Origin of the sequence: Radicibacter daui, from assembly GCA_030657355.1 — a bacterium.
GTDB lineage: Bacteria > Pseudomonadota > Alphaproteobacteria > Radicibacterales > Radicibacteraceae > Radicibacter > Radicibacter daui.
Window position 1 is genome coordinate 2,917,646 of sequence record CP131056.1, and the last position, 12,299, is coordinate 2,929,944.

10 protein-coding genes are annotated in these 12,299 nt (G+C 65.6%); 4 read left to right on the forward strand and 6 right to left on the reverse strand.

What is annotated here, in order from left to right; genetic code table 11:
• Position 1 precedes the first annotated feature (1 nt).
• From QTL98_RS13775 to QTL98_RS13790, 4 genes are all read right to left on the reverse strand, one after another.
• On the reverse strand, positions 2–508 hold the full coding sequence (locus QTL98_RS13775; protein WP_510637575.1) for a DUF8265 family protein: 507 nt from the start codon (positions 506–508) through the stop codon (positions 2–4).
• A gap of 178 nt (positions 509–686) precedes the next feature.
• Positions 687–1,193 carry a hypothetical protein gene (locus tag QTL98_RS13780; RefSeq protein WP_445679041.1) on the reverse strand — a complete coding sequence of 169 codons (507 nt, stop codon included), beginning with the start codon at positions 1,191–1,193 and terminating at the stop codon, positions 687–689.
• Positions 1,194–1,318: 125 nt separating this feature from the next.
• A complete protein-coding gene (locus QTL98_RS13785; RefSeq protein WP_445679042.1) occupies positions 1,319–2,905 on the reverse strand; it encodes an ATP-dependent DNA ligase in 1,587 nt (528 codons plus the stop codon).
• Complete coding sequence (locus QTL98_RS13790; protein ID WP_445679043.1) at positions 2,902–3,984, reverse strand: ligase-associated DNA damage response exonuclease; 1,083 nt, start codon at positions 3,982–3,984, stop codon at positions 2,902–2,904. The genes QTL98_RS13785 and QTL98_RS13790 overlap by 4 nt, the downstream gene beginning before the upstream one ends.
• 121 nt (positions 3,985–4,105) lie before the next feature.
• Here QTL98_RS13790 and QTL98_RS13795 point away from each other — a divergent pair, with 121 nt between their 5' ends.
• From QTL98_RS13795 to QTL98_RS13810, 4 genes are all read left to right on the forward strand, one after another.
• Positions 4,106–5,065 (forward strand): carbohydrate kinase family protein, encoded by a 960-nt coding sequence (locus QTL98_RS13795; protein ID WP_445679044.1) that lies wholly within the window; start codon positions 4,106–4,108, stop codon positions 5,063–5,065.
• A gap of 108 nt (positions 5,066–5,173) precedes the next feature.
• On the forward strand, positions 5,174–6,136 hold the full coding sequence (locus QTL98_RS13800) for a pseudouridine-5'-phosphate glycosidase (RefSeq protein WP_445679045.1): 963 nt from the start codon (positions 5,174–5,176) through the stop codon (positions 6,134–6,136).
• Between the two features lie 93 nt (positions 6,137–6,229).
• Positions 6,230–6,817, forward strand: a complete 588-nt coding sequence (locus QTL98_RS13805) for an IMPACT family protein (protein ID WP_445679046.1) — start codon at positions 6,230–6,232, stop codon at positions 6,815–6,817.
• A gap of 475 nt (positions 6,818–7,292) precedes the next feature.
• Positions 7,293–9,530: a methyl-accepting chemotaxis protein gene (locus QTL98_RS13810; protein WP_445679047.1), complete on the forward strand. Its 2,238-nt coding sequence runs from the start codon at positions 7,293–7,295 to the stop codon at positions 9,528–9,530.
• Positions 9,531–9,592: 62 nt separating this feature from the next.
• Here QTL98_RS13810 and QTL98_RS13815 read toward each other — a convergent pair whose 3' ends face one another.
• On the reverse strand, positions 9,593–10,753 hold the full coding sequence (locus QTL98_RS13815; protein WP_445679048.1) for a nicotinate phosphoribosyltransferase: 1,161 nt from the start codon (positions 10,751–10,753) through the stop codon (positions 9,593–9,595).
• Positions 10,754–10,911: 158 nt separating this feature from the next.
• Positions 10,912–12,297: a class II 3-deoxy-7-phosphoheptulonate synthase gene (locus QTL98_RS13820; RefSeq protein ID WP_445679049.1), complete on the reverse strand. Its 1,386-nt coding sequence runs from the start codon at positions 12,295–12,297 to the stop codon at positions 10,912–10,914.
• Between the last annotated feature and the right edge of the window lie 2 nt (positions 12,298–12,299).

Sequence of the window (12,299 nt, forward strand, 5' to 3'; positions counted from 1 at the left end):
GTTACTGCCGGGGCGGCCAGTCGCCCTGCCAGCGATAGACCTCGCAGCGCGGACTGTCGGCATTGCGGAACAGGTAGACCTGATCCCTCTCGGCCACCTTATTGGTATCAATGAGATTACTGCCGATTTTTGCTGCCCCGAGCGTTGCCGGCTTTACCTCGTCGACGAACTTGACCTGCCACAACCCCTGCACCTGTTCCTCGAACAGCCCCTGACGGCAAAGGCGCGTCAGATCGCGATCAAAGCTGCCGGCATTGGTGTAGGGCCCGATAAGCCGGGCGACGACACGCGGTTTGATCGTCGGCACGAAGGGGTGTGACCAGGGTGCCGGCAGCACGAAGCCGGGGATACCCTGCTGCTGCCCCTCGTCCGGCGCCACCTGCCGGGGATTTGCCGGATAACCGCCCTGCGGCTCGTTGACCGGCGGCGGGTCAGTGGAAGGCCCGGCGGCCCGGGCGGACAAGACCGGAGCGGCAGCCAGCAGCAGGGCAACGAGCCCGCCCCGCACACCAGCCAACGTCCTTCCCCGCGCCAACCCGCCTGTCATACCCTTCAAAGCGTCCCTTCTGCCCGCCGGAAAACCCGGCAAAAGGCATGATAACGCAACAAGGGGCGCAAGATGAAATTCTCGCGCCCCTTGTTGCAATCAAACGAGCCCGCAAAAGCAGGTGGAAGGCGGTTTGGGTTCAGCCGCCGGGGCGACGGCTCAGCTGCGAGGCGCGGCGGCTGCGCACCATGCCCCACAGGGTAAAGAGCACGATGGCAACCAGCAGCGTGGCAAGGCCGCTGCGGGCATCGAGCGCCGCGGAGGGCGCCTCAACGACTTTCTTTCCGCTGGTCACGAGTGCGCCGGCCGCCGCGGCGAGTGGCAGGATGCCCGTTGCCGGCTTGGCGGCAACCGCAGCCGGGGTTGCAACCGGGGCAGGGTTGGCGCCAGACTGAAGCTGCGCGGCAAGATCGGCGATCTGCTGGTTGCGGCGGGAAAGCTGGTCTTTCAGCTCCTCCACCTGGCCGGCGAGAAAACGCTGCTCCTTAAGCGCGGCATCAAGCCGTGCCTGTAACTCGGCGGCAGAGGCCATAGAGACAGGTTCGGCGACAACAGGTGCAGCCACCGCGGTGTCAGCTTTGGCGAGCGGAGGGAGAATGGTGCTGGCGGCAAGAAAAGCGAGGGCAGCAAGAGCAACAATGCGCAAGGCAAAGGCTGCTGCCGGTCGCCGCCAGAAGGGCCGCGGGGGCGCGGCGTCAAACCTTCCAGACATGGCGAAACTTTGGCCCGTGTGGTTTGCGGTCATTTCCGAAAAATCGCATAAAATTACTTTTAATCTGTTAACGCGCCGATTTGCACCAGACTGTCCGCCGCCTGCGGCAGAAAGTCCCAGTCGAGCGAGAGCAAAACCGGCTCGCTCAAAGTGAAGCCGCAGCGCCGCCGCGGTGCCGGTTCTGCCGACTGGAAAGCCAGCGTGCCGCCTAGGCCGGGCCCCAGCGAGCGCACCGGGCCAAACTTCTCAACCGTATGAGCTCTCGCCCATGCTTCCAGCGCCTGTCTTACCGGTTTTTCCGGCGGGGCGGCCACCCGGCAAACCGGCACCAGCGTGCCGTCTCTATCCCGACCGGCAAAGGTCAGTTCCAGCGCGCCATTGGCCGGATCGCGCTGGAGATAAAGGAGGGCGAGCCGGGTCGTCAGCGGATCATGCGGCCAGTCAACCCAGCCCGGCCCTCCATCCGGTCCGGCACTGCCATAGCCCGCTGTCGGATGCTTCAGCATCAGCCCACGATGCCCGGCAGAGCGCGCCTGCCGGCGCAGGGCAGCGACGGAAGCCGCATCCGGAAGAGTAAATTGCCCGGCAATCTCCACCGGCCCTTCCCCCAACGCACGCCCCCAGGCCTCCAGCCGCTGCCGGCGCCCGGCAAAGGGCAGCGCGCGCAAATCATCACCCTGCCAAAGCAGGTCAAAAGCCACAAAAGACACCGGCGCTTCGGCGAGCAGGGCGGCATTGGGCCGGGCACGGGCAAGCCGGCGCTGAATGGCGGCCAGATCACCACCGCCGCCAGTCCTGACGATAAGAAGCCCTTCGACAACACTCTCCGCACCCTGGAGCGGTAGCGCCTGAAGCTCCGGAAACCGGGGGGCCACATCCTCTCCGCTCATCAAATGCAGCCGGGGGGCGCCGCCCTCGCCGGCAAGGCGCAGCTGCGCGCGGATACCCGCCAGCTTCCACTCGGCGACATAACCACCGGCAACCACCCAAGCTTCCCCTGCCGGCGGCGCGGCGGCGCGCATCGGCTCGATCAGGCCGACCGGCCGGTTGCCGGCCGGCGACGGCCCCCGCCCTTCCAGCCAGGCAAAGAAGGGAACAAAAGGCGGTTCCAGCGCGCTCCAGATCGCACGGATGTCTGCAGCGCTCCGCAAAGGCGCCAGCAGCGCCAGCGCTTCCTGCAACAGCTCAGGCGTCACACCAACCGGCGGCGGCGCGCCCAGCCGCAGAAGCACCCGCCGCGCGCCTGCCGGCAACCGGTCGAGCAGCGCTTCCAGCACAGAAAGCTGTCCTTCAGACCCGGTCGCCGCGTCGGCTAACAGAGAAAGACAGTCGGCGAGGCCCGGCGCCGAAGAAGTGTCATCGCCGGCGCTCTGCGGCCTTTCCCAGCCAAGGGCAACGGCCTCCGCCAGATCGCCGACATGTTCATGCGCCAGCGCCAGCAGCACCGGATCAAGCCGGCGCGCTGCGAGGCGGCGGATCAGTGGGGCCGTGGGTGGCTTGACCGGCGCACGCCGCGCCAGCAAGGCCAGCGCCCAGCCCCGGTCCGGATCGGGCGTTGCCGCAAAATAAGCAACCAGATGACGCCGGCGCGCTTCGGCGGAGGGGGCCAGCACCAGCGCCTCCAGCAAGCGGGTAAAGGCAATCATGCGTCGCCCTCCCCCGCCTCGGCCTTCTCGTCTTCCCCATCGGAATAACCGACAAGGCTGAGGGCCCGCGCCTCGATCCCGCGCTGGCGCGCGAAATGGATGAGCGCGGCTTCCTCGCCATGCGTTACCCAGAGCCGCTCGCAACCGGTCTCCACAATGGTTTGGCGCAGTTCGTCCCAATCGGCATGGTCGGAGATGACAAGCGCCAGCTCCGCCCCCTGCTGGGTTGCCCGCTTGCGCACGCGCACCCAGCCCGAGGCAACCGCCCGTACCGGCTCAGGCAGGGCAGCGAGCCAGCCCTCGGCCGATGCGTTGGGTGGTGCCAGTAACACTTCGCCGGCAAGCTCGGCCGGCCGGGCATCGGCCAGCAGCCTGAGCTCACCAAGATCGATCCCGACGCTTTGATAGAGCGCGCACATTTCCCACAGCGCCTGATGCACCCAGATCGGCCGCTCATGGCCGGCAAGCCGGAGCAGGCGGATAACCCGCTGCGCCTTGCCAAGGCTGTAGGCACCAACCAGATGCGCCCGCTCTGGAAAGAGGGTGAGCGATGCCAGCAGCCGGCCAATCTCCGCTTCTGCCGGCGGATGGCGATAGACCGGCAGGCCGAAGGTCGCCTCGGTCACGAAGGTGTGGCAAGGCACCAGTTCGAAGGGGGCACAGGTCGGGTCCGCCGCGCGTTTATAATCGCCGGAGACGACCACGACCTCCCCCTGCCACTCCAGCCGCACCTGCGCACTGCCCAGCACATGGCCGGCCGGATGCAGGCTGATGCGGACCCCGCCGACAGTCACGCTCTCGCCGGAGGCCAGCGCCTGACCGGATTTGGGCTTCACCTTGCGCACGCCCATGACGGCAAGCGTTTCCGGCGTTGCCAGCACATGCCTGTGACCGCCGCGAGCATGGTCCGAGTGGCCGTGGGTTACGATGGCACGTTCCGCCACGCGCATCGGGTCAATATAAAGGCCGGCCGGCTCGACATAGAGGCCGACAGGCGTCGGATAGATCCAGCGCGCCGGGTCACGCCCGGCAAGCCTTGCGATCCCATAGTCGCCCGTTGCTGCCGCCTGCTGCTTCAAACGCCTTCCACCGGATTTTTGTCTTCCCTGCCCCCGGCCATGGCGTAGTAGCTTGGCGCGGCGGGGCGCTCCCGCCCCTTCTGTTCACGCTTCGTTCAAGCCCCTGTCAAGAGCCTTTACCATGCCGCATCCGGCCGACCCGGCCCGTTCTGCCTTCCGGCACAGCCTTGCCTGCATCGGCGCTGCCAACATCGACCGCAAGCTGATGCTGCTGGGTCCGGCCATCCCCGCCACCACCAATGCCTGCCGCATCACCACCACCGATGGCGGTGTGGCGCGCAACGTGGCGGAGAATGCGGCGCGGCTGGGAGCAGAGGTCGCCTTCTTCTCTCGCCTCGGCCAGGAAAACGAAGCGGACGGCCTGCTGGCGCGCCTTGCGGAGGCCGGGGTCGACGTGGCACCCGTGCTGCGCATCGCCGGGGCGGCAACGGCCTCCTACAACGCAGTGCTCGACCATGAGGGCGAGCTGGTCATCGCCCCCTCCGATATGACGATCTATGACGGCTGGAGCGCAGCGGAATGCGAAGCCGCGCTGCCGGCCCTCGCCCGCCATAAGCTGTGGCTCATGGACACCAACGCGCCGGAAGCCACCTTGCGCTGGCTGGTGCATAACCGGCCGCAGGATGTCTCCCTTATCGCCAACGGTGCCTCGCTCACCAAGATGGCGCGCCTCCTCACCTTCCTGGAAGGCATCGACCTCGTCTTCTGCAACCGCGACGAGGCCGGTGCGCTGATCGGCAAGCCGCTGAAGGGCGCCGGCGATCTGCGCAGCTATGGCGACTGGCTGCTCGACAGCGGGGTTGGCGCCGGGGTGGTGACCTGGGGCAAGGAAGGCGCCTGGCTTATCGACCGGCAGGGCACCCGCCTGCTACCGGCCCCGAAAGCAAAGGTGGTGGACGTGACCGGTGCCGGCGACAGCCTGGTGGCGGGCGCTCTCGTCAGCCTTGCGCGGGGCGATACGCTGGAAAATGCCGTACGCTTCGGCCAGGCGCTCGCCTCCCTGACGGTTGAGGCGGAAAAGTCCGTGCGGGACGACCTGACGCTCGCCGACGTCGCAGCGCGTATGGCAATCGCGCCCTGACGGGCCGTTCATTCCTGCCTTGGCGCTGCCTTGACTTGACCGCAGCATGCCGCCCGCGTAAGCCCACGTGATCCCCCGTTGAAAGACAAGCTGAAGATGGCCGCAGCCATGCCTGATTTCCTTTCGATCCATCCTGAAGTCGTCCGCGCCCTGCAGAAGCACGAACCCGTCGTGGCGCTGGAATCGACCATCATCAGCCATGGCATGCCCTACCCGCGCAATCTGGAGACGGCAAAGGCTGTCGAAGAGGCGATCCGGGCGGAAGGCGCCGTGCCGGCGACCATCGCCGTGCTCGACGGGCGCATCCGCGTTGGCCTCAGCGATGAGGATCTGGAGCTGCTGGCCAGCGAAAAGGATGTGATGAAGCTGAGCCGGCGCGACCTGCCGGTGGCGCTGGCCCAGAAGCGCCATGGCGCCACCACGGTTGCCGCCACCATGATCTGCGCGCGCATGGCAGGCATCAGCGTCTTTGCCACTGGCGGCATCGGCGGTGTGCATCGTGGTGCGGAAGAAAGTTTCGACATCTCCGCCGATCTTGAAGAGCTGGCCCGCACCTCCGTGGCCGTGGTCTGCGCTGGTGCCAAGTCGATCCTCGACCTGCCCAAGACGCTGGAAGTGCTGGAGACGCGCGGCGTGCCGGTGATGGGTTACGGCACTGACGAATTGCCGGCCTTCTACCTGCGCGAAAGCGGCCTCAAGCTCAATTGCCGTGCCGATACGCCGGAAGAAGCCGCCGCGATTTTGCAAACCAAGTGGCAGCTTGGCCTTGAGGGCGGCGTCGTGATCGCCAACCCCATTCCGGCCGAACATGCCCTGCCGGCAGACGAGATCAACAAGGCCATCGAGGCCGCGCTGGCCGACGCTGAAAAGCAGGGCATCAAGGGCAAGGACGCCACGCCGTTCCTGCTCTCCCGCATGGAAGAGCTGACCAAGGGCCGCAGCCTTGCTGCCAATATCGAGCTGGTGCTCAACAACGCCCGCACCGGCGCCCGGATCGCAAAAGCCTTTGCCGCCCTGCGGGAACCGCCGCTGCCGGCGCGTGCACCGCATCGGCCGGGTTATTTCGCCTGACCGGCGGATAGCAGCCCTCACCTCAACAAGGCGGCTCCTGCAAGGGTGCCGCCTTTGTTCATTCAGCGACAGCCGCCCCCTTAAGAGGCGCCGATGTTCATCCTCCCGCAGACCGCCCGCTTCGAGCAGATCGTCAAGAAAAGCCGGTTTCTGGCCATCGCAATCCCGGTGGAAAACGAGGACGAGGCCAAACGGCGAATCGCGGCGCATTCGACGGCGGATGCCAACCATAATTGCTGGGCCTGGCGGCTTGGCCAGGCTTATCGCTTTTCTGATGACGGCGAGCCCGGCGGCACCGCCGGCAAACCCATCCTTGCCGCCATCGAAGGCCAGCAGGTGGACAAGGTGGCCGTGGTGGTCACGCGCTGGTTTGGCGGCGTGCTGCTCGGCACCGGCGGGCTGGTGCGGGCCTATGGCGGTACGGCGGCCGCCTGCCTCAGGGCAGCCGAACTTGTCCCCTTCACCCCGACGGTACTGGCGACGGCAGAACTTGGCTTTTCCGATCTCGCGCTTGTCAAGGCACGGCTGGCCGCCATCCCGGATGTGCGGCTTGTCAGCGAAGATTTCACCGCCACCGGTGCCAGTCTGACCCTGCAGGTGCCAGAAGCGGAACTGGAAGCTCTCTCCCGGCTGGTAAGCGACCTCACCAGCGGCCGGACGATGGTGAAGGCCGCCGGCTGACGAAAGCGTCCGTTCTGCCCGTACGACAGGCTGCGCTATTGCGGCCCCTGCTGCGACTCGTTCGCCGGTTCCCGCCACTTCAGCACGCGCCAATCAGCACCGCCGCATAACCGATGATGCGCCGCAGCACAAAAAAGCGGCACCCAATCTTGGAATATAATAGCCGCACTTATCGGTCTATGCACAGCCGCGCAGGAATGGGGAGAAAGATAGAGATCCCACCTGCATGAAAATCTGGAATCAGATTGCCCCTGCACAGCTTTTCATTATTCTAAAATATCCTAAAATTTTATAATATTGACCATGTATACTTAATATACATCATTATTTCATAATTATTACAAGCCATTTCAGCAATAAAATCTGGCCCAATGTGAACCAACCCGATTGTGCAGCCGCGAAGGCAGGCATAGGGTCCCGCGCATCCAAAAGATTTACCGACGCTCTCTGGATTAACGACGACGGACATTCGCCAATGTTGGACGATACCGCTCTGGGTGGCCGGCTGCAGGAAGTCCTGGACGATGCCTCCGAAGTGCTTGCAACGCCTGCCGACACCGAAGGCCAGGGCGATGATGGCATGCCGGACGAAAAGGCCGCGGGCCGCAAGCGCCGCCTCGCCGGCATCGCCCCGCGCCTCATCGGCTCTTTCGTCATTGTCGCGCTGCTGACGGTGGTGGCCGGCGCGGTTGCCATCTTCTCCATCGGTCGCCTTGGCGACAATATCGACCAGCTGACCCATCGCCAGGCCCCGCTGGTAAGGGCTGCCATGAGCGCCGCCAACGCCACCACCCGGGTGGTGGCCGCTGCCCCGGCTCTCGTCAGTTCCGCGACTGCCGACGATGTGCAGCAGCAGGCTGCCAGCCTCAGCGCCCTTGTCGGCACGGCCCGCAAGAGCGTGGAAGAGCTGAGTCGCCTTGAAGGCCAGAGCGACAACGTCAAGGCAATGCAGGAAAAACTGGATGCGCTCGACAGCACACTCGGCCAGATGGCCAATGTGCGTGCCGGCGTCATCATGCTCAACGATCAGGTCACCAGCCGCTTTGCCGAAGCGCAGGCCGCCTATGGCAAGCTCGACGAAGCGCTGGCCCCGTTGATCGAAAAAGCTTCCACCGATCTCGCGATCAGCCTTTCCGGGGCGATCAGCGCCGGCAAGCCGCAGGCCGAGGTGGAAACGCTGCTGAAGAACGGACTTGAGAAGCTGCAGGGCCTTGAAGGCCTCAAGACCAGCCTTGGCGCCATGGTCGGGCAGCTCGCCACCGCCGCCGGCACCGGCGACGATGCCGCCAACAGCACCGCTGAAAGCGCCTTTGAGGATCTCAGCTTCTCCATCCCCTCCAAGGTCGTGCCGCAGGAACTTGCCGACACCTACCGCGAGTTCGCCTCCGTCGGCATGGCAAGCGAGAAGCCCAGCCTGTTTGCCGTACGGCAGCAGACACTCGTCACCAACATGATCGTCCGCTCGATGATGGATCAGGTGACCTCCGGCGCGGCCGAACTCTCCGCCATCGTGGACCAGGAAGTGGCCGCGGCCGATGCCGCCATGCATGAGGCCAGCGCCCGGTCGGCCACGCTGTCCACCCAGTTGCGCTGGTTGATGGCCGCGCTGGTCGTCACCTCCATCGTCATCGCCGCGCTGATCGCCTGGCTCTACGTGTCGCGCAACCTCGTGGCGACGCTGGCCTATCTCAACCAGCTGATGCGCAAGCTGGCGGAAGGCGACAACAGCGTCGAGGTGGGCGCCACCCATCGCGGCGACGAAATCGGCGAGATGGCGCGCTCGGTGCTCGTCTTCAAGGAACATGCGCTGAAGGTGGAAGAGCTGCATCGCGAGCAGGAAGAGCAGCAGCAGCGCGCAGAACAGGAAAAGGCCGCAACTCTCGCCGCTCTCGCCAATCGTTTCGAGCAGACGGTGCGCGGCGCCGTGCGCGAGGTTGGCAGTGCTGCCAATGATCTGGACGATACTGCCCGTCACCTCACCGATGCGGCCCGCCGCTCCGCCGAACAGACCAGCAGCATCGCCGCGGCCACCGCGCAGGCCAGCGCCAATGTTCAGACGGTCGCTGCCGCAGCAGAAGAACTCTCCACCTCCATCGGCGATATCTCCCGCGAGGTCAGCCGCTCCGGCGCGATTGCCCACCGGGCGGTCGAGGAAGCGGAAAAGACCGACCAGACCGTGCAGGGCCTTGCCGAAGCGGCCCGCCGCATCGGCGAAGTGGTGACGCTGATCAGCGCCATTGCCGAACAGACCAACCTGCTGGCGCTCAACGCCACCATCGAGGCGGCGCGCGCGGGTGAAGCGGGGCGTGGCTTTGCCGTGGTGGCACAGGAGGTCAAAAACCTTGCCGGCCAGACGGCCCGCGCGACCGAAGAGATTGCCCAGCAGATCGGTGGCATCCAGTCCAGCACGGCCGAAGCGGTCACCGCGATCCAGACCATTCGCAGCGTGATCTCCGAGATCGACACCATTGCCGGCGGTGTCACCCACAGTGTCGAGCAGCAGACGGCTGCCACCGGCGAGATCGCCCGCAACTCCGTGAGTGCCGCCGACGGCACCTCACAGGTAACCGCCGGCATCAGCAGCGTGGCCGCCACCGTCGAGCAGACCGGCGCCACCACCCGTGAAGTGCTGGACGCCGCTGAGCGCCTCAACATGCTGGCCGCCCAGCTCGACGGCAGCGTCGACGAGTTCCTGGCGCAGATCAGGGCGTAAAAGAGCCCCAAAACAAAAAGCCCCCGGCTGCTGCCGGGGGCTTTTTGTTTGAGTGCTTCGGCTTACCGCCGGAACAGGAACTCGCGGCCGAGCTTCACGCGCTCGACGCCGTCATATTCGATGACGTCGGCGGTGGCGTAGGTCTCGTTCCAGTTTTCCGGCAGGAAGGAGCCGGTGCCGATAACATCGATCGGCGCCTCGGCTTCCGCCATCATATGGCACTTGGCCGGGCTGAAACCGGACGACGCGACGATGCGAGCATTGGGATACCCCGCCTCATCCAGCGCCTCACGCAGGCGCCAGATGGCGGCCGCACTGACGCCGGGACCGACCAGATGCGCCAGCTCGCTCGGCGTACGGTAACCGCGGATGGCACCCGGCACATGACGCTCCAGCACCGCATAGGACTGCGCCGGGTCGAGCGCTTCAAGGAAGCGGCTGCCCGGCGTGTCGATGCGCACGGAAAGGCGGCCGGCGGCCGCCAGCTGCGGGAAGCGTGCGCATACGGCAAGGCTGTCGGTAATCTCCTGGCCAAAATAATCGACCAGCACCGTCAGGTTCTGCTCCGGATGCGTCTCATGGAACATCTCGGCGGCACGCACGGTCGAGCCGGCATAACCGATGAGGGCATGCGGCATGGTGCCGAAGCCCTCCTTGTGGCCGAAATAATGCGCCGTGGCGTCGGTAGCATTGCCGATGAAGCCGAGCGCCCCCACCTTGCGGCGCGCCCGCTCGGAGCCGACGCTGGCGGCATAGGCCATGATGTCGGCCATCTCGGCGCCGGCGCAGTGGCGCGCATCCATGGCAAGGAAAGCGACCTTCGGCAGGTCGGTGCACATCATCGCCGCGTTATAGGCGGCAACGCAGGCAGGGCCGAGCTTTTGCAGCAGCAGCGTCTCGGTATCGGCAAGGTGATAGAAGGAGCCGGTGAGGTAGAACATCGGCTCGCCGGCGCCCACCCACTTGCCTTCGGGGTAACGCAGATCGACGTCGATCTTGACCCCGCGCTCGGCGGCGACCGAGGTCAGCCATTCCAGCGCCAGACGCGGCGCGGAGACGACCGGTCGGCGCATGAAGACGGCGTAGGTGACCTTACAATCCCCGAAGCGGCCAACGACCTGCTTGGTGCGGTCGAAATACTTGTCCGTCCAGCGGTGCACCTCGCCGGGGCTCGGATAGGAAGCGGCGGAGGTGGTGAAAGCGGGCAGGTGTCCGTCATCCATGGCGTTTGCTCGGATGGTTGGTGGCGACGCGCATCAAGGCATGGACGATGCCGGAGGTGCCCGGGATACCGACCTGCCTTCTTATAATTATGGTTCTGCTGGCGGAGGTTGGTCAGGTCGGGGCCGGGTACAAGACCCGGCCCCGCCGCCTCGTCTGGTTATTGCGCTGCTGCGGCAGCGGCCTGCTGGGCGGAACGGGCCTGCTTCAGCCAGTCTGCCAGCTCAAAGGAAAGTTCCAGCGCCTGCGCCGCATTGAGGCGCGGGTCGCAGTAGGTGTGGTAACGATCCGACAGGCTGCCTTCGGTCACGGCATTGGCCGCACCGCCAAGGCACTCGGTCACTTCCTGTCCGGTCAGTTCCAGATGCACGCCGCCGGCATAGGTGCCTTCGGCCTGATGCACCGCCATGAAGCGCTTGACCTCGTGCAGGATGCGCTCCAGCGGGCGCGTCTTGTAACCGGTCGCAGACTTGATGGTGTTGCCATGCATCGGGTCGCACGACCACACGACGTTGAAGCCCTCGCGCTGCACGGTGCGGATGAGGCGCGGCAGGTTATCGTCCACCTTGTCATAGCCCATGCGCACGATGAGCGTGAGCCGGCCCGGCTCGTTGGCCGGGTTCAGGGTGTTGACGAGGCGGATGAGGTCTTCATCCGTCAGCGACGGGCCGCATTTGAGGCCAAGCGGGTTGTGCACGCCGCGCAGGAACTCGACATGGGCATGGTCCGGCTGGCGGGTACGGTCGCCGATCCACAGGAAGTGAGCGGAGCAGTCATACCAGTTGCCCGAGGTGCTATCGACGCGGGTCAGCGCCTGCTCGTAACCGAGCAGCAGGGCCTCGTGGCTGGTATAGAAGTCCGTCTCGCGGATCTGCGGGGCGGTAGTGGCGTTGAGGCCGCAGGCCTGCATGAAGGCGAGCGTCTGGTCCAACTGGTTGGCCAGTTCCTCGTACTTCTTGGCCTCGGGGCTGTCCTCGAAGAACTTCAGCGTCCACTGATGCACCTTGTGCAGGTCGGCATAACCGCCCTGGGCAAAGGCACGCAGCAGGTTGAGCTTGGAGGCCGAGTGGAAATAGGCGGTCTCGAGGCGCGCCGGGTCGGGCTCGCGCGAGACGGCATCAAAGGCATAACCATTGATGATGTCGCCGCGATAGGCCGGCAGCTCGATATCGCCGATCTTCTCGACATTGCTGGAGCGCGGCTTGGCGTACTGTCCGGCGATCCGGCCAACTTTCACCACCGGGGTCTGGCCACCGAAGGTGAGCACAACCGCCATCTGCAGCAGCACGCGGAAAGTGTCACGGATGATGTTGGGGCGGAAATCCTCGAAGCTTTCGGCGCAGTCGCCGCCCTGCAGCAAAAACGCCTTGCCGGCGGCTACATCGGCCAGATCACGCTTGAGCTGACGCGCCTCACCCGCAAAAACCAGCGGAGGATAGCTTGCCAGACGCTCTTCGACCTGCTGGAGCAGGGCCTGGTCCCGATATTCCGGGACCTGCTGAATGGGCTTGCTGCGCCAGCTCTGCGGGCTCCACCGCTCGCTCATGG